This window comes from Micromonospora sp. URMC 107 (assembly GCF_051386315.1).
GTDB lineage: Bacteria > Actinomycetota > Actinomycetes > Mycobacteriales > Micromonosporaceae > Micromonospora.
Genome location: NZ_JBPQTK010000016.1, coordinates 1 through 16,525 on the forward strand (window position 1 = coordinate 1; position 16,525 = coordinate 16,525).

A 16,525-nucleotide genomic window follows, 5' to 3' on the forward strand; every position below is an offset into this window, starting at 1 on the left:
GTGGCGCCGTGGTGGGCGGGGCGGTCGTGGGCGGTGCCGTGGTCGGCGGGGTGGTGGGCGTGCCGCCCGAGCAGGGCACGCCGTTGAGCGTGCAGTTGGTGGGGGAACCGGAGCCGGTGGCCAGGAAGCCGAACGACACCGAGGCGCCGGGGGCCACGGTGCCGTTCCAGGAGCGGTTGGTGAAGGTGTGCCGCTGGCCGACGCTGCTGACCGTGGCGTCCCAGTAGGAGCCGAGCGTGGTGCCTGCGGGCAGGGTGAAGGCCACCTGCCAGCCGGTGATGGTGGCCGGGCCGCCGTTGGTGACGGTGTAGCGCCCCTCCCATCCGGTGCCCCAGTCGGCAGTCTTGACGAAGGTGGCGGTCGGGCCGGCGGCGCGGGCGGGCGCGGCGAGGGTCAGCGTGGTGGCGGTGACGGTGGCGAGGGCCGCGACGGCGGCCAGCAACAGGTTTCGGGCAGGGCGACGCATCCGGACCTCCCGGGTACGAGGGCCGTCGGATCGACGGATGCACAATTATTAGGATTGTTAACTGTAATTGTCCAGGCGTTCGGGCCGGACTTCCCGTCGCGTCTCGACGCCCGTCCGCGCCGAGTGACGGGCCGGGCCCGACCGCCGGCCCTCTGCCGCCCGGCCGGTTCGGCGGCGCGCCCGACCGGCGCGCCGCCGAACCGTGGTCAGCGCCGGCCCGCGCGGCGCTTCAGGGTGCGCTCGTAGTCCTGGAACCGCGCCTTGGCGATGGCCGAGCGGTCCGCCGCGCGGAGCACCAGTCCCTCCGAGCGGCCGGCCGGCCCGTCCAGGGCCACCAGGGTCCGAGGCAGGTGACCGGTCAGGAACGCGTGCGTCCCGTCGATGTCGCGGGGCAGTTCGTCGGCGGGGACGGTGGCCAGCCGGGGCACGGTCGCCAGGCCGAGCGCGTCGGCCCGCCCGACGAGGTCCGCCTCGCCGAGGAAGCGCTGGCCGCCGCCGTCGCGCCAGGCCGAGATCCGCGGGGTCGGCCAGTCGAGCATCGGCGCGGGGTCGTCCAGCACGGCCACGTCGAAGAGCCGGTGACCGACCCGGCGCTCGGCCGTGTACTGCCGGGAGGCGGCGGTGATCTTGCCGCCGTACACCTCCAGGTAGAAGACCGTGATCCGGTCGTCCGCCGCCGCGACCGTCAGCCGCTCGGCCACGTCGCGCAGGGCGTCGACGATGCCGAGCGCCGGGTTGCCGATCAGGTCGCCGCGCGCGTACAGCAGCTCCTCGCGGCTGCCGATCAGGTACGCGCCGCCGGGCAGCACGACGATCCGGGCGTTCGTCCCGTCGACCTTCTCGGTGATGGTGACCGGCCCGGTGAACGCCACGCACTCCGCCAGCAGCCCGCCGTTGCCGGGGTCCAGGGCGTGGTAGGTGGGGATCGACGGGTACTTGGTCAGCGAGTTGATCGTCCGCAGGTCGACCGTCCGGACGTCGAGGCGGGACACGGCAGCTCCTTCACGTGGCAAGGTGCGCCGCGCCGGTTCGCGGTGCGGCGCCGGGCCGGCAGCGTATCCGCCGGGAGGGCCCCGGCTCGCGCCAGTTTCTGGTCCGCGGCTCCATCCTGGACCGTCGGCGTGCGGAAATGTCGTACCCGGGGGCGACCATCCATCCATGGCTGTCCCCGCTCTCACCCCGCACACCGACCAGCCGCGTTCGGTGCCGCTTCGCGAGGCGCGCACCCGGCTCACCCAGCTCGTCGCGCTGGCCGAGTTGACCGACACCGTCACCGTCGTCACCCGCGACGGCGACCCCCGACCGGTCGCCGCGATCGTCCCGGCGGCCGCCGCCCGCAGCGCCGCCCAGGCCCGCGCCGACACCGATCGCCTCGCCGCCGTCACCGCCGGCTGGGCCCGGCGCCTCGACGAGGCGCACCGGCGCAGCAGCCACCGGCACGCCGCCGAGCTGCGCGCGGTCACCGCCGCCCTCGCCGAGGTCTGGGCCGAACTCGACCGCCGGGTCACGCCGGGCAGCGACCCCGGCCTCGCCAGGCTCCGCGCCGCGCACGCCGACCTGCTGGCCGCGCCCCCGCCGCCTGACCCGCCCGGCCCCGCGCCACCCCGGGTCCGCGTCGCGCGGCTCCCCGCCGGGCTCCGGTGCGCCGCCGTCGACCGCACCCCCGACGCCGCCGCGGGCAGTGGTTGCGCGGGCCGCCGCGCTCGGCCTCGACCCGGCTGACCTCGCGCCGGGCGCCGCCCCCGACACCGAAGCCGGCCAGGGTCGGGAGCGTCAGCCGGCGGGGTAGGCGTGCGTCTCCGCCGCCTTCACCGCGGCCCAGACCGGCTGGCCGGGGGCCAGCCGCAGCTGGGCGGCGGCGGCCGGCGTGACGTCCGCGGCCACCCCGATCGGCCCGTCGAGCCGCACCCGCAGGTTGTCGCCGTGCCGCTGCACGCCAGCCACCGTCGCCGCCCAGGTGTTGCGCGGACCGCCCTCCGGGCGCGACGGGTGCAGGGCCACCGCCGACGGCCGGAACGCGACGAAGGCCGCCCCGTCGAGCCGGTCGGCGACGGTGAGGGTCAGCCCGTCGGCCACCCTGACCCGGTGCCCGTCGGCGTGACCCCGGTGCAGGTTCAACCCGACGAGCCGGGCCACGTAGTCGGTGCGGGGCCGCGCCGTGACGGTCGCGGCGTCCCCCTCCTGCACCACCCGGCCCTCCTCGACGACCACGAGCCGGTCGGCCAGCACCAGCGCGTCCAGCGGATCGTGGGTGACCAGCAGGGCGGCCCCCGGGTGCGCGGCGAGATGCCGGTGCAGCTCCGCCCGGGTGTCCAGCCGGGTACGCGCGTCGAGCGCGGCGAGCGGCTCGTCCAGCAGCAGCAGCGCCGGCCCGACGGCGAGCGCGCGGGCCAGCGCGACCCGCTGCGCCTGCCCGCCGGAGAGCTGCCGGGGCCGGCGGTGGGCGTGCTCGGCCAGGCCGACCCGGTCCAGCCAGTCGAGGGCGGTCCGGCGGGCCGTGCGCCGGTCGGCACCGTGCCGCCGGGGCCCGAACGCCACGTTCTCCAGCGCGCTCAGGTGCGGGAAGAGCAGGTAGTCCTGGAAGACCACGCCGATCGCCCGGCGCTCGGTCGGCGTCCAGGCCCGCCGCCGCGGCCGGTCCAGGTCGACACCGTCGAGGGTGACGTGCCCGGCGGTCAGCGGGAGCAGGCCGGCGAGCGCGCGCAGCGCGGTGGTCTTGCCCGCCCCGTTGGGGCCGAGCAGCGCGACCACCTCGCCGGCGGCGACCCGCAGCGCGACGTCGAGGCGGAACCCGTCCCGCTCCACCACCAGGTGCGCGTCGAGCAGGGGCGCGCTCACGGGCTGGTGATCCAGCGGTCGCGCAGCCCGGCGAGGATGGCCACCGAGACGGTGAGCAGGACGAGGCTGAGCACCACGGCGGCCTGCACGTCCGTCTCCAGGGCCAGGTAGACCGCCAGCGGCATGGTCTGCGTGCGCCCCGGGTAGTTGCCGGCGAAGGTGATGGTGGCGCCGAACTCGCCGAGCGCCCGGGCCCAGCACAGCACCGCGCCGGCCGCCAGGCCGGGGGCCACCAGGGGCAGGGTGACGTGGGTGAACGTCGTCCAGCGGCCGGCGCCGAGGGTCGCCGCCGCCTCCTCGTACCGGCCGTCGGCGCCGCGCAGCGCCCCCTCCACGGCGATCACGAGGAACGGCATCGCCACGAACGCCTCCGCCAGCACCACGCCGGCGGTGGTGAACGGCAGGGTGATCCCGAACGTCGCGTCGAGCCAACCGCCGAGCAGACCCCGCCGTCCGAAGACCAGCAGCAGGGCCACCCCGCCGACGACGGGCGGCAGCACCAGCGGCACCGTGACGAGGGCGCGTACCAGGCGTCGGCCGGGAAACTCGACGCGGGCCAACAGCCAGGCCAGCGGCACCCCGAGCACCAGGCAGAGCAGCGTGGCCAGGGTGGCGGTCAGCAGGGACAACCGCAGCGCGGTGAGCACGCCCGGCGCGGCGAGCCGCTGCGGCAGGGTGGCCCACGGCGTACGGGCCAGCAGCCCGAGCAGCGGCAGGACGAGGAAGAGCAGGCCCAGCGCGGCGGGCAGCAGCAGCGCGACGGGCACCCGGGCGCCCCGCCGGCGGGTCCGCAGGCCGTGGGTACGCGTCACGGAACCTGGAACCCCGCCTCGGTGAGCACCGTGCGCCCCCGCTGCGAGCGGACGTACGCGACGAAGGCCCGCGCGCCGTCGGGGTTCGGCGCGTCGCGCAGCGCGACGATCGGGTAGTCGTTGACGGCACGCGCGGACTCGGGAAACTCGACGGCCGTCACGTCTGCCGCGGCGGCCAGCGCGTCCGTGCGGTAGACGAGCGCAGCGTCGACCTCCCCGAGCCGCACCTTGGACAGCGCGCCCCGGACGTCCTGCTCCAGGGTGACCGGGGTGAGGGCGACCGAGGCCGCGTCGAGCGCCGTGCGCGCCGCCGCGCCGCAGGGCACCTGCTCCGCGCAGAGCGCGACCTTCACGCCCGGCCGGGCCAGGTCGGCCAGCCCGGCGAAGCCCCGGGGGTTGCCCTTCGGCACGGCGACGACGAGCTGGTTGCGGACGAAAACGGCCGGGTCGCCGGCGGCGTTGCCCGCCTCGGTGACCGTGGCCATGTTCCGCGTCGCCGCCGAGGCGAACACGTCGGCCGGCGCGCCCTGGTTGATCTGGGCGGCCAGCGCCGCGCTGCCGGCGAAGTTGAAGGCGACGGTGGCGCCCTCGCGGGTCGCCTCGAAGTCCCGGCCGAGCCGGGTGAACGACTCGGTCAGCGAGGCCGCGGCGAAAACGGTCACCGTGCCGCCGGTCGAGTCGCCCCCGCCGCCGGCCCCCGCGCCGCCGCAACCGGCCAGGGCCAGCAGGGCCGCCACCGCCACCGCCGCGACTGTGCGCGGCCGACCCGCTCTCACGACGCCTGCCTCCCCCGGGAGCCCCCCGACGGCCGGGCGCGTTCCACCACCACCGTGGTCGACTTGATCACCGCGACGGCCAGCGAGCCGACGCGCAGGTCCAGCTCGTCGACAGCCTCGCGGCTCATCAACGACACGACCCGGAACGGCCCGGCCTGGATGTCGACCTGCGCCATCACGGTGTCCTTGACGACGTTGACCACGATGCCGCGCAGCCGGTTGCGGGCCGAGGAGGCGTCCGAGCGGTCGTCCGGGTCGGCGGCCTGGCCGCGCGCGAACGCGGCGAGGTCGACCCCGTCGATCACCCGGTGACCGTGCGCGTCGCGGCCGGCGGCGAGCCGCCCGGCGTCGACCCAGCGGCGCACGGTGTCGGCGCTGACCCCGAGCAGCTCGGCGGCCTCCGAGATGCGGAACGTCGTCACCGGCCCACCCTAGCGACCGCAGATGCGAGGCATGGGTAGGGGCGCCCGTCGCGGCTGCCGCCCCGGGCGGCCACCTAACCTGGCGTACGCGGTGCCGGGTGCCGACGACACGGCCGCCCGACCGGCTGCTGTCGTGGCGTGGCGGGATAGACCACAATGAAGGGCTCGCACGGGGGACGGCGACGGGGAGGGGCCGAGTTGGGTCGGGACGACGAGACCAGCAGCACCCCGCCGGCGCCGGCGGCTCCCGCCCGCGCGTCCAGGTCCCGGCAGGTGCGCCTGGCGGCCCTGCTGCTCCTGCTGGTGGTGGTCGTGGCGGCCACGGTCCGGGTGATCGTGGCCACCGGCCCGCCCACCTGGGACGAGCTGCGCGAGCGGGCCGGGCTGACCAACCGGGACAGGCTGGTCATCGGGGTGAAGGACGACCAGCCGGGCGTGGCGCAGAAGCTGGAGAACGGCGCGTTCGAGGGCTTCGACATCGACATCGCGTACATGATCGCCGAGGACCTGGGCTTCGACGCCCCGGAGGTGACGCTGCTGTCGATCGAGAGCGAGGACCGGGCCCGCCGGCAGGCGCGCGACGCCGACGGCAGCTTCGTCACCGTCGACCTGGTCATCGCCTCCTACAGCATCACGGAGCAGCGTCGGGACCAGGGCGTGGTCTTCTCCTTCCCCTACCTGGAGACCGAGCAGTCGGTGCTGACGCTCGCCTCCGACCCTCGACAGGTCGCCAGCCTGCGCGACCTCGACCGGGCGAAGGTCTGCACGCTGGGCACGTCCACCTCGGAACAGCGCCTGCGCGAGGCGGGCGCGAGCCCGATCGGCCGCAACCGGATCAGCCAGTGCATCCAGGCGCTCTACGACGGCGAGGTCGACGCGGTCACCACCGACGCGGCGATCCTGGCCGGCTTCGTGGGCCCGCGCCCGCCGGGGGAGCTGCCGCCGGCGACGAAGCTGCAGCGCCCCAAGGAGCTGCGGCACTGGGACATCGGCGCGGAGTCGGCGGAGAAGTGGGGCGTGAACACCGGCCCCATCCCGGAGATGCGGGACCTGGTCAACCTCTCGCTCTACGAGTCGGCGAAGGGCCCCGACGGCGACCGGTGGAAGGCGGCGTTCGACCGGTACCTGGCCTCGGAGCAGCAGTACAGCAACCCGCAGCAGGTGGCGGTCGGCCGGCAGCCGGAGCCCGAGGAAAAGGTGGAGGTGCGGCAGTGGCCGTGGGAGAGATGGGCCCTGCCGTCTCCGAGCCGGCCGCGATCGGGCGTGCCGACCGCCGCCCGGGCACCAAGCAGGCGCAACAGGCGCAGCAGTGGCTGCTGACGCTGCTGCCCGCGTTCCCGGTGCTGCTGCTGGTGCTGCGGCTCTGGCGGCTCAGCCGGCAGGACATGCCGACGATGCTGCTGCTGGTGCAGTACGTCAGCCCGCTCGGGCTGCTCAGCGCCCTGCTGATCGCGCTGGTGTGGGCGTTCCCGCTCGTCGTGCTGGTGCTGGCCGTCCTCGGCCGGCTGCTCCAGGTCAGCGCGCCTGACCGGTTCGACCCGGAACGCTCGCTGCTCGCCTACGGCACCGTGCGTACCCCCGGCTGGGTGCTGGTGGCGGCGATCGCGCTGGCGGCGCTCACCTGGCAGCTGCGGTTCCTGCCGCTGCTGGTGATGCTGGCCCTCTGGCTGCTGGCGCTGCGGACCCGGCTGCGGCACCCGGACCGCCCGCGCCGGCTCCTCGTCACCGCGCTGGTGCTGCCGGTCGTGGCGGCGGCCGCGAGCTACGCCTGGCTGGCGCCCGCCGTGCCGACCGCGATCCGCGCCGGCGAGCTGGCCACGACGCTGCTGCTGGTCGTGCCGCCGCTGGGGGCCGTGGTGCTCACCGGCCCGGTGCCGCGCCCGGTCGCCCCGGCGCTGACCCGCGCCCTCGCCTACGCGGTGGCCGCGGTGGTGCCGCTGGTGATGGGGGTGGTCTTCCTGCGGGTGCCGCTGCTGCCCGCCGTCGCCGTCGAGGTCGGCCCGGAGGCGGGCCCGGTCCGGGAGGTGGTACGCGGTCAGGCGGTCACCGTGACCGACCGGATGACGATCGTGCTCGACGGGCGGGGCGAGGTGCGCTTCCTGCCCAACGACCGGGTACGCGGGCAGCTCCTCTGCCCCGACCCGGGGCGGATCCCGGTCAGCCGGGTGGACGTGTACGGCTGGCACGTGGAGGAGACGGCGCTGGACTGGATGATTCCCCGGCAGCCGGCGGGGCGGGCCGACCCGCGCTGCCTCGGCCGGGTGCCGGCCGTCGAACCCGCCGACCCGTCCGCGCCGCCGCTCCCCGGGTCCGTCAGGCCGTCCGCGCCGCCGTCGCCGGGCGCTCGCTGACGGCCGGCCGGCGGGCGGCACGGGCCTTCGCCGCCCGTTCCGCCCGCCGGCCGCACGGGGTCAGCAGTTGCGCAGCTCGGGGGACTGGTTGAGCAGCTGGCCCCGGGCGGAGACGAACCGCCGGTAGGCGTCGGAGTCGACGGCCGCCGGGCGGAACGCGGCGACCCGGTGGCAGTTCTGGAAGGCGAGCTTGACCTGGAAGTGCCGCTCCAGGCCGGCCCGGATGGCGTCGCTGGCGAGCGCCCGCAGCAACTGGCCGCGTTCGGCGTCGGTGGGCGGCGGGATCACGTTGTCGGCGTGGTCCGCGCCGGTGGCGGCCAGCTCGGCGGCCACCCGGCTGACCGTCTGCCAGGCGTACGGCAGCGAGTCGCGGACGCACGCGACGAACTCGGCGTCGTCGACGGGGCCGCGCTCGGCGGCGTCGAGCAGGGCGGGCGGGACGGTGAGAGACATGATGCTCCTCCTCCGATTCGCCGGTAATGACTACGGTTTTCATTACCGTGGCCGAGTGAGCACATCATGACGGAGGCGTCGCGTCAACGACTCTCCGGCGTGCCGCGCCGACCCACCGTTACGACGGTGCGTCGACGGGGCGGCGGTCAGCCCCGCCGCGCGGTGCGGCCCTTGAGGTGGCGGCCCAGCTCCCGGGCGATCTCCCGCTCGGCGTCCCGCTCGGCCAGCGCCTGCCGCTTGTCGTAGGATTTCCGGCCCTTGGCCAGGGCCAGCTCGACCTTCGCCCAGCCGCCCGAGAAGTACATCGACAGGGGCACCAGGGTCAGGCCGCCCTCGCGGGTCCGCTCCAGGATCCGGGCGATCTCCACCCGGCGCAGCAGCAGCTTGCGGGTGCGCCGGGGCGCGTGGTTGGTCCAGCTGCCGAAGCCGTACTCGGCGATGTGCAGGCCGTACAACATCAGCTCGCCGTCGCGTTCCTGGGCGAACGCGTCGACCAGCGACGCCCGGCCCTCGCGCAGCGACTTGACCTCGGTGCCGGCCAGCACGATGCCCGCCTCGTAGGTCTTGAGGACGGTGTAGTCGTGCCGCGCCTTCTTGTTGGAGGCGATCAGCCTGCGCTCGGTCTGCCGGGCCGGGTTCACCCGGTCGAGGATATCGGCTGCCCGCGACGCCCGGCCCTGAGTGCCGGCGGTCGGTCGAGCGTCGCCGGTCGTCGCGGTGTTGACTTCCAACGCACTCGAATTCCTACCGTGACCCGCACGCCCGGGGTTTCCGCCGCCGGGCACGGCGACCACGAGGAGCACGAGCATGCGCTACCGCGTCCTGGGCGGCACCGGCATCGAGGTGAGCGTCCACGCCCTCGGCACCATGATGTTCGGCGCGGTCGGCAACCCCGACCACGGCGACTGCGTACGGATCATCCACGCCGCCCTCGACCGCGGCGTCAACCTCGTCGACACCGCCGACATGTACTCGGCCGGCGAGAGCGAACGGATCGTCGGCCGGGCGCTGCGGGGCCGCCGCGACGACGTCGTGCTCGCCACCAAGGTGCACTTCCCGATGGGGGAGGGGTCCAACCGGGGCGGCAACTCGCGACGCTGGATCCTGCGCGCCGTCGAGGACAGCCTGCGCCGGCTCGACACCGACTGGATCGACCTCTACCAGGTGCACCGCCCCGACCACACCACCGACGTCGAGGAGACCCTCGGCGTGCTCAGCGACCTCGTGCGAGCCGGCACGATCCGGGCGTTCGGCTGCTCCACCTTCCCCGCCGAGGAGATCGTCGAGGCGCAGCACGTGGCCGAGCGGCGCGCCCTCGGCCGGTTCCGCACCGAGCAGCCGCCGTACTCCGTCCTGGCCCGGGGCGTCGAGGCCGACGTGCTGCCGGTCTGTCAGCGGTACGGCATGGGGGTGCTGGTCTGGAGCCCGCTCGCCTCCGGCTTCCTCTCCGGCCGCCACCGCGCGGGCCGCCCGGTCGACCTGACCGCCGGCCGGCCGGCGCTGACCCCGGGCCGGTTCGACCCGTCGGCGCCCGGCAACGCCGCCAAGTACCAGGCGGTCGAGCGGCTGGTCGAGCTGGCCGGCGACGTCGGCTGCACCCTGCCCCAGCTGGCCGTGGCGTTCACCGCCGCCCACCCGGCGGTGACCTCGACGATCCTCGGGCCACGGACCATGACGCAGCTCGACGGCCTGCTCGCCGGCGCCGGGCTGGTGCTGGACGACGCCGTGCTCGACCGGATCGACGAGATCGTCCCGCCGGGCACCGACCTGTACCCCCCGGACGGCGTCTGGCGCCCGCCCGCGCTGACCGACCCGGCCCGCCGCCGCCGGCCGGCGGCTGATCGCGCCGCCGCCTGAGCGCCGTCTCGCGCCCGGAGCCGGGCCCGGCGAATCCGATGGCGCCGCCGGGGCCCGGCGGGGGAGACTCCGCCAATGGATCACCGGGCGATGGTGCGGCTGAGCAAGCGGATGTCCCTGGCGTTGCGGCACGAGCCCGCCCAGTTCGGCCTCGTGCCCGACGGGGCCGGTTGGGTGTCGGTCGACGACCTGCTCGCCGCGCTGCGGATCCACCGCGCCGACCTGGACGCCGTGGTGGCCGACAACGACAAGCAGCGCTTCGCCGTGGAACGCGGGGCCGACGGCGTCGAGCGGATCCGGGCCAACCAGGGGCACTCGATCCCGGTCGACCTGGGGCTGACGCCCAGCCCGCCGCCGGCGCGGCTCTACCACGGCACCAGCCGCGTCGCGCTCGACTCGATCCGGGCCACCGGCCTGCACCGGGCCGGCCGGCACCACGTCCACCTGTCGCCGGACGTGGCGACCGCCCGGCGGGTGGGTGCCCGCCGGGCGGGCGAGCTGGTGGTGCTGACCGTGGACGCGGCGGCGATGGCCCGCGACGGGCACGCCTTCTACCGCAGCGCCAACGGCGTCTGGCTCACCGACGCGGTGCCCGCCCGGTACCTGGCCGACTGAGCGGCCCGGCTCAGCCCGCGCGCCGGGTGAGGAAGTCGGCGAGCACCCGGGTGTGGGTGGAGAAGGCCAGCTCCGCCGGCTCGGTGAGCACCAGCCACTCGGTGGCCTCCTGGGTCGGCGCCGACGGCGGCAGCGCCTCGGCCCGCCGCTCGGGCAGCTCGCCGAAGACCATCATCGTGCCGCCGGCCGGGGCGCCGTGCACCGCGAGCAGCCGGGCGTCGGCGGCGTCGGCGCGCAGGCCGGTCTCCTCCCACAGCTCCCGGACCAGCGCCTCCTGCCACTCCTCGCCGTACTCGACGAACCCACCCGGCAGCGCGAGCTGGCCGCGTGCCGGCTCGATGTCGCGGCGGACGACGACCACGCCGAGGCCCCGGGCCGTGCGGACCGGCAGCACCGCCACCGCGACGGGCACCGGGTTGCGCCAGACCGTCTGGCCGCAGGCCGCGCAGACCCGCGGCCACCCGGCCGCCGGCGGGTAGGCGGCGCCGCAGAAGGAGCAGTGGGAGTACGCCACGGCGGTCATGCCGCAGCACGTTACCCGGCGTGCCGGGGGCCGCCGCGGCCCGCCGCCCCGGGCGCGCGGTGGCGGCTCCCGGCGGTCACGGGCGGCCCGCGCGCAGCGCGTCGCGGGCCGCCATGAGGGCGAAACCGAGCAGGTTGGCGCCCTGCCAGCGCGCCGGGTCGTCCGCGCGCGGGTCGTCGGCTGCCAGGCCGATGCCCCAGACGGGATCGACCGGGCTGGCCTCCACGAGCACCCGCTCGCCGGTGCCGAGCAGGAACGCCCGCAGGTCGTCGTGCTGGCCGAACTTGGCGACGCTGCCCGCCACCACGATGTCGTGGCGTCGGGCCTCCCAGGTCGCCTGGTCGAAGCCGCGGACCTGGCGGCCGAGCGCCTTGGCGCGGTGGGGGTGCCCGGCAGCCAGGACGCGCTCGGCGACCGCCGTGTCGCCGAACAGCATCGCCTTGTGCCACATCATCCAGTGCTCGGCGGTGGCGTACGTCCGCTCGCCGTCGCCGAACGGGGCCGGCCACCACTGGCTCAGGCAGCCAGGCCCGACGCTGCCGTCGCGCTGCGGTCGGTGACCCCAGAAGTGCAGGTAGCGGATCTTCTCTCCGGCCCGGACGGCGGCGACGAGCTCGGCGACGGATCGTGGCGACATGGCGGCGAGTCTGCCTCAGGGGTCCGACGGAACGCGCCCGCTTTTCCGGGCCGCGCCGCCGCGCGGTCAGGCCGCCGGCGCTCCGCCCACGGTCAGGCCGCCGTCGTCCCCGCGCGGTCAGGCCGTCGGCGCGCCGGTGTAGAAGGCGGTGGTGCGCTCCACGGCGGCCCGGGCGGCCCCGGCGTCGGTGCCGTCGGCGACGCTCGCCTCGCCCCACCGCTCGCTGCTCGCCGTCACGAACCGCCGGCCCTGCTCGGAGACCACCCAGGCCTCGCTCTCCTCCGGCGTGACCCCGCTGCCGTCGGCGGCCAGGTGCGAGGCCAGGCCGAGCAGCGCCAGGTCCCAGCCGACCCCGAGCGCGCCCGGACCGTACTGGTCCCAGCGCTCCTGGTCGACGTGCGAGACGTGGTCCAGCTCGAAGCGGGTCCGGTCGTCCTCGACCGGCGTCAGCCGCACCTCGATCCAGCTCACCTCGCCGCCGAACTCCCAGGTGGCGGCGAAGCCCTTCGGCGGGTCGCAGCGCTCGATCGTGCCGCCGGCGTTGCCCTCCAGCTGGTAGCGGCCGTCCAGCCGCAGGTCGCCGGAGATCGGCATGAACCAGCGGGGGATCCGTTCGGCGTTGGTGCAGGCGTCCCAGACGTCCTGGAGCGGCGCGTCGTACGTCTGGCTGATGGTCATCACCCGGGCCTCGCCGGCCTCCAGCACCCGCCGGCCCAGCTGACGGCGTACGGCGTTGATCTGCTCGGTCGCGTCGATCATCGGTCTCTCCCGTGGTCGGTCGTGTCGTCTGTCGTGGGCGGCTGCTCGCGCAGCCGCCGTTCGCGCCTGCCTCGGGCCAGCTCGGTCGCGAGGGCGTGCAGGGGCGGCGTCCAGAACCGGCGGAAGTGGTCGAGCCAGCGGTCGACCTCCCGCAGTGGCCCGGGGTCGACGGCGTAGAGACGCCGGGTCCCCTCCGCCCGTACGGTGGCGAAGCCGTTGTCCCGCAGCACCTTCAGGTGCTGGGAGACGGCCGGCTGGGAGATCCCGAACTCCCGCCGGATCACGTCGCACAGCCCACCGGCGGTCATCTCGCCGTCGGTGAGCAGCTCGAGGATGCGGCGCCGCACCGGGTCGCCGAGTACGTCGAAGGCGTGCACGAGACCGTTATATCAGGCGAGACTTATTTAAGCGAGTCGTGATCCGGCGTGTCCGGGGGCACCGGATCGGTCGGCCGCCGCCCGCGAACCCGCCCCGGGGTCGTGTCGTACCCGTGGTCCATGATCCTTGTCGTCACAGCGACGTCGGCGACCCCGCCGGCGTCCGGATCGTCATGGGCGGCGCCGGCAGCGGCGGACGGGAGGTCGGACAGTGGCTGACGCGGAACGCACCGCGTGGCGACGACGCAGCACGGTGCGGGTGGTGCCGCCCGCGCGGCCCCGCAAGCTGGCCAAGGTGCCCTTCGTGGAGTTGGCCGACGGGCGGTTGCAGGGCGTGGTCTCCAGCGGGTCGGACGTCGACCGGGTCTACGTCTCGTCGATCGCCTCCGGCACCCACGCCTACCACTGCAGCACCAACAACAACCGTCCCTGCGGCGGGCTGCGCGGCGCGCCGTGCAAGCACCTGCACGCCCTGGCCGAGGAGGCGCTGCTGCAGTACGGCGCCGACCGGGTCGCCCGCTACCTGCGGGTCGACGTCGGCGCGGAGGTGGACACCGCCCGGGAGCTGCTCGCCGCCCTGGCCGGGCGGCACGAGCCGACCCCGGCCGCCGTCGTGTTCAGCCGCTTCCTGCGACACCTGTCCTACCTGGAACTGCCCGGCAGCACGGTCCCCCTGCCCGAGCTGCACTGGTTCCCGGCCACCGGGGCGGTCCGCTGATGCTCGGCACGCAGCTCGCCGTCCTGCGCGACGGCGCCCCGACCGGCCTGACCGACGCCCTCGACCTGGTCGCCGGCCTCGACGACGCCCTGCTCCGCGGCCTTGCCCGGGTGGGTGAGGACGACGCAGCCGCGCTGGCCGCCCTGGCCGGCGCGCTGGCCGCCACCCCGCTCGGCGACCGGCTGGCCGAGGCGGCCGGCAAGGTGACCGCCGGTTCGGTCGTCGAGGAACACCTCCTCGCGCTCGCCGGCGCCCGGTGCGCGTTGCTCGGCGCCGCCCACGACGCGCTGCTCGGACAGCTCGACACCGCCCTGGGCCGGGCCCGCGACCCCTGGGCCCCGGGCGCGGTCGAGCCCTCCGGCGCCGGCTCTCCGGCCCGCGCCGCCGCACGCGCCTGGCTGCACGAGGTGGCGGTGACCGGGTGGGGCGGCCTCGACCACGAGCTGGTGGCCGCCGCGGGCGCGCCGATCGAGGCCGCCCTCGCCGAGCCCGGCCTGCGCCGGCTGGCGGTGCTGCTCGACGGGCTCGCCGCCGAGCTGCGGGCCTGCGTGCCGGTGGCCACGATGGCGCAGCCGCCGCTGCGGCGCTGGGCCGACCTCTGGGCCCGGGGCGTGCTGCTCGCCCAGGACGCGCCGGCCGCCTCCGTCCCGACCGCCGTCGAGGAGGTCTCCGGGCGGCTGCTGGTGCTCGGCGTCGACGTGCACGAGCACGACACCGCCGTGCAGGCGCAGCTGCACGCGATCCTCGAACCGGCCGACGGCGGGCCGCCCCGCCTGGTCCGCTGCGCGGTAGGCGCGGTCAAGGTGGAGACGATCGTCGGGCCGGCGCTGTGGCGCCTGCTGGACGCCCATCCCGTGCTGCTGGCCGCGCTGGCCGAGCGGCGCAGCCTCACGGTCACCGCTCTGCCGCTGCACGGGGCGGACCTGCTCTGGCACGACGACCGGGTGCGGCTCGGCGAGCCGGCCGACCCGTTCGCCACCGCCCGGGTCCTGTTGCCGACCGCGGTCGCGGCGGCGTCGGCGCCGCTTCAGCGGCACCCCGTCGGGATCGCCGAGCCCGTGCTGGTGGAGGGCTACACCGTGCGCGACGACGACGGCGAGACGACCTTCGCGCTCGACGGCCAGCCGATCGCCGTCGCGGTCGACCGGCTGCCCTCCTGCGGCCCGCTCACCCCCGAGCTGGTGGCCGCCTCCTCCGCGTGCCTCGGCCTGGTCCGGTGGGACGACGGGCGGTGGCTGCTGCAACCCCTGGCGGTGCGGGCCACCGTCAAGCGCCGGCCGGTCGACGCGCACACCGGCGACTGGGCGGGCGGGGTCACCGACCCGAAGGTCGCCAAGGCCGAGGCCAAGGCGGGCGACGCCGTGGCGGTGCTGCGCGAGCGCGCGGGACGGTTGCTGCGCCGATGAACGACTCTCCGACCCCCGCGGACCTCGCCGACGCCAACCGGCGCCAGGTGCTCTACTGGCGGCTGCTGGCCCGGCTCTTCGACCCCGACGAGCAGCCCACCCTGGAGTCGGCCAGCATGGCGGTCGTCGACGACCTCGGCCTGCCGGCCGCCCTGCTGGATCCGGCGGTGTCCGTGGACACCGTCGTCCAGCGCTTCCCGGCCATCGCCGACGAGCTGCGCGGCCTGCTCCGCCCGGCGCCCGACGGCCATCCGGCCGCCGCCGTGCCGGCATCCGCCGCGCCCGCCGCCGTGCCGTCTGCGGGGTCTGCCGGGCCCGTCGACGACGCGCCGGCCGTCGGCCCCGCCGCCGCCGGGGACGCCGGGCCGGGGGAGATCGGCGGATCCGCCGCCGGGGGCGTCCCGGGATCCGACTCCGCCGGCCGGTCCGGTGGTGACGGGCCGCCGGGTGCCGCCGAGGTACGCCGCGCCGCGCTGGTGTCGAAGTTGTTGCTCAACGTGTTCGCCACCGGCCACGGGGCGGTCGACGCCGGCCAGCTGGCCCGGTGGCAGTCCGACGCCGGCTGGTTCGAGCAGGCCCTCGGGATGGAGCCCGGCGGGCTGCGCCGGCAGGGCGGCGACGGCCTGGGCAAGGTGCTGGCCGGCCTCGAGGGCGACCTGGTCCGCCGGATGCACCTGCGGGAGGTGTTGGCCGATCCGGTGCTGGCCAGCCGGCTGACGCCGAGCATGTCGCTGATCGAGCAGCTGCTGCGGGACAAGGCGAACCTCTCCGGGGTGGCCCTGGCCAACGCCAAGGCGCTCATCCGCCGGTTCGTCGACGAGGTCGCCGAGGTGCTGCGCACCCAGGTCGCGCAGACCAGCGTCGGCGTCGTCGACCGGTCCGTGCCGCCGAAGCGGGTGTACCGCAACCTCGACCTCGACCGCACCATCTGGCAGAACCTGACCAACTGGAGCCCGGAGGACGAGCGCCTCTACGTCGACCGGCTCTACTACCGGCAGACCGCCCGCCGGGTCACCCCGGCCCGGCTGATCGTGGTCGTGGACCAGTCGGGCTCGATGGTCGACTCGATGGTCAACTGCACCATCCTCGCGTCGATCTTCGCCGGCCTGCCCAAGGTGGACGTGCACCTGATCGCGTACGACACGCGGGCGCTGGACCTCACGCCGTGGGTGCACGACCCGTTCGAGGTGCTGCTGCGCACCAAGCTGGGCGGCGGCAACGACGGCCCGGTCGCCATGGCGTTGGCCCGCCCGAAGATCGTCGAGCCGAGGAACACGGTCATGGTGTGGATCTCGGACTTCTACGAGTTCGACCGCTCCCAGCCGTTGTTCGACGGCATCGAGGCGGTGCACCGCTCCGGGGTGCGGTTCATCCCGGTCGGCTCGGTCAACAGCTCGGGCCAGCAGAGCGTCAACCCCTGGTTCCGGCAGCGCTTCAAGGACCTGGGCACCCCGGTCATCTCCGGCCACATCCGCAAACTCGTCTTCGAGCTCAAGAGCTTCCTCACCTAGGAGA

General features: G+C 75.7%; 20 protein-coding genes. 8 read left to right on the plus strand and 12 right to left on the minus strand.

The genetic code is table 11. The features are described from left to right. Together ACSNN9_RS05910 and ACSNN9_RS05915 are read right to left on the minus strand one after the other, a co-directional pair. The coding region (locus ACSNN9_RS05910) for a cellulose binding domain-containing protein (protein ID WP_436671618.1) at window positions 1-466 on the minus strand (466 nt) is incomplete at its 3' end. Between the two features lie 206 nt (window positions 467-672). Next, window positions 673-1,458: an RNA ligase family protein gene (locus ACSNN9_RS05915; RefSeq protein WP_436671620.1), complete on the minus strand. Its 786-nt coding sequence runs from the start codon at window positions 1,456-1,458 to the stop codon at window positions 673-675. 166 nt (window positions 1,459-1,624) lie between these two features. On the opposite strand from ACSNN9_RS05915, the gene ACSNN9_RS05920 reads away from it, so the two are divergent. Then, entirely contained in the window at window positions 1,625-2,188 is a 564-nt protein-coding gene (locus tag ACSNN9_RS05920) for a type II toxin-antitoxin system Phd/YefM family antitoxin (RefSeq protein WP_436671621.1), read from the plus strand. Between the two features lie 51 nt (window positions 2,189-2,239). Here ACSNN9_RS05920 and ACSNN9_RS05925 read toward each other — a convergent pair whose 3' ends face one another. From ACSNN9_RS05925 to ACSNN9_RS05940, 4 genes are read right to left on the minus strand one after another with little or no spacing between them, the layout of a single operon-like run. Then, window positions 2,240-3,304, minus strand: a complete 1,065-nt coding sequence (locus tag ACSNN9_RS05925) for an ABC transporter ATP-binding protein (protein WP_436671622.1) — start codon at window positions 3,302-3,304, stop codon at window positions 2,240-2,242. Continuing rightward, window positions 3,301-4,116 (minus strand): ABC transporter permease, encoded by an 816-nt coding sequence (locus ACSNN9_RS05930; RefSeq protein ID WP_436671623.1) that lies wholly within the window; start codon window positions 4,114-4,116, stop codon window positions 3,301-3,303. Before ACSNN9_RS05930 ends, ACSNN9_RS05925 begins: the two co-directional genes overlap by 4 nt. After that, window positions 4,113-4,892 (minus strand): molybdate ABC transporter substrate-binding protein, encoded by a 780-nt coding sequence (gene modA / locus ACSNN9_RS05935; protein WP_436671624.1) that lies wholly within the window; start codon window positions 4,890-4,892, stop codon window positions 4,113-4,115. The genes ACSNN9_RS05930 and modA overlap by 4 nt, the downstream gene beginning before the upstream one ends. Beyond that, on the minus strand, window positions 4,889-5,314 hold the full coding sequence (locus tag ACSNN9_RS05940; protein WP_436671625.1) for a TOBE domain-containing protein: 426 nt from the start codon (window positions 5,312-5,314) through the stop codon (window positions 4,889-4,891). Before ACSNN9_RS05940 ends, modA begins: the two co-directional genes overlap by 4 nt. Window positions 5,315-5,512: 198 nt before the next feature. On the opposite strand from ACSNN9_RS05940, the gene ACSNN9_RS05945 reads away from it, so the two are divergent. Together ACSNN9_RS05945 and ACSNN9_RS05950 are read left to right on the plus strand one after the other, a co-directional pair. Beyond that, window positions 5,513-6,634 carry a transporter substrate-binding domain-containing protein gene (locus ACSNN9_RS05945; RefSeq protein ID WP_436671626.1) on the plus strand — a complete coding sequence of 374 codons (1,122 nt, stop codon included), beginning with the start codon at window positions 5,513-5,515 and terminating at the stop codon, window positions 6,632-6,634. After that, a complete protein-coding gene (locus tag ACSNN9_RS05950) occupies window positions 6,526-7,665 on the plus strand; it encodes a hypothetical protein (RefSeq protein ID WP_436671628.1) in 1,140 nt (379 codons plus the stop codon). Before ACSNN9_RS05945 ends, ACSNN9_RS05950 begins: the two co-directional genes overlap by 109 nt. 60 nt (window positions 7,666-7,725) lie before the next feature. Here ACSNN9_RS05950 and ACSNN9_RS05955 read toward each other — a convergent pair whose 3' ends face one another. Both ACSNN9_RS05955 and smpB read right to left on the minus strand, forming a co-directional pair. Further along, window positions 7,726-8,118: an SCO5389 family protein gene (locus ACSNN9_RS05955; protein ID WP_436671630.1), complete on the minus strand. Its 393-nt coding sequence runs from the start codon at window positions 8,116-8,118 to the stop codon at window positions 7,726-7,728. A 146-nt stretch (window positions 8,119-8,264) separates the two neighbouring features. Next, window positions 8,265-8,759 carry an SsrA-binding protein SmpB gene (smpB, locus tag ACSNN9_RS05960; protein WP_357883867.1) on the minus strand — a complete coding sequence of 165 codons (495 nt, stop codon included), beginning with the start codon at window positions 8,757-8,759 and terminating at the stop codon, window positions 8,265-8,267. Window positions 8,760-8,925: 166 nt separating this feature from the next. Between smpB and ACSNN9_RS05965 the strand changes: the two genes are divergently transcribed. Continuing rightward, on the plus strand, window positions 8,926-9,975 hold the full coding sequence (locus ACSNN9_RS05965; protein ID WP_436671632.1) for an aldo/keto reductase: 1,050 nt from the start codon (window positions 8,926-8,928) through the stop codon (window positions 9,973-9,975). A gap of 75 nt (window positions 9,976-10,050) precedes the next feature. After that, on the plus strand, window positions 10,051-10,590 hold the full coding sequence (locus ACSNN9_RS05970; RefSeq protein ID WP_436671634.1) for an RNA 2'-phosphotransferase: 540 nt from the start codon (window positions 10,051-10,053) through the stop codon (window positions 10,588-10,590). Window positions 10,591-10,600: 10 nt separating this feature from the next. Here ACSNN9_RS05970 and ACSNN9_RS05975 read toward each other — a convergent pair whose 3' ends face one another. The 4 genes from ACSNN9_RS05975 to ACSNN9_RS05990 form a co-directional block, all read right to left on the minus strand. Further along, window positions 10,601-11,113: an NUDIX domain-containing protein gene (locus tag ACSNN9_RS05975; protein ID WP_436671635.1), complete on the minus strand. Its 513-nt coding sequence runs from the start codon at window positions 11,111-11,113 to the stop codon at window positions 10,601-10,603. A gap of 76 nt (window positions 11,114-11,189) precedes the next feature. After that, window positions 11,190-11,750, minus strand: coding sequence for an NADAR family protein (locus ACSNN9_RS05980; protein ID WP_436671636.1), 561 nt, complete (start codon window positions 11,748-11,750; stop codon window positions 11,190-11,192). Window positions 11,751-11,867: 117 nt separating this feature from the next. Then, entirely contained in the window at window positions 11,868-12,509 is a 642-nt protein-coding gene (locus ACSNN9_RS05985; protein ID WP_436671637.1) for an SRPBCC family protein, read from the minus strand. Then, a complete protein-coding gene (locus tag ACSNN9_RS05990) occupies window positions 12,506-12,886 on the minus strand; it encodes an ArsR/SmtB family transcription factor (protein WP_436671638.1) in 381 nt (126 codons plus the stop codon). The genes ACSNN9_RS05985 and ACSNN9_RS05990 overlap by 4 nt, the downstream gene beginning before the upstream one ends. Window positions 12,887-13,097: 211 nt before the next feature. Between ACSNN9_RS05990 and ACSNN9_RS05995 the strand changes: the two genes are divergently transcribed. From ACSNN9_RS05995 to ACSNN9_RS06005, 3 genes are all read left to right on the plus strand, one after another. After that, window positions 13,098-13,604, plus strand: a complete 507-nt coding sequence (locus tag ACSNN9_RS05995) for a hypothetical protein (protein WP_436671639.1) — start codon at window positions 13,098-13,100, stop codon at window positions 13,602-13,604. Continuing rightward, window positions 13,604-15,010 (plus strand): hypothetical protein, encoded by a 1,407-nt coding sequence (locus tag ACSNN9_RS06000; protein ID WP_436671641.1) that lies wholly within the window; start codon window positions 13,604-13,606, stop codon window positions 15,008-15,010. The genes ACSNN9_RS05995 and ACSNN9_RS06000 overlap by 1 nt, the downstream gene beginning before the upstream one ends. A gap of 116 nt (window positions 15,011-15,126) precedes the next feature. Further along, a complete protein-coding gene (locus ACSNN9_RS06005; RefSeq protein WP_436671706.1) occupies window positions 15,127-16,521 on the plus strand; it encodes a VWA domain-containing protein in 1,395 nt (464 codons plus the stop codon). Window positions 16,522-16,525 lie beyond the last annotated feature (4 nt).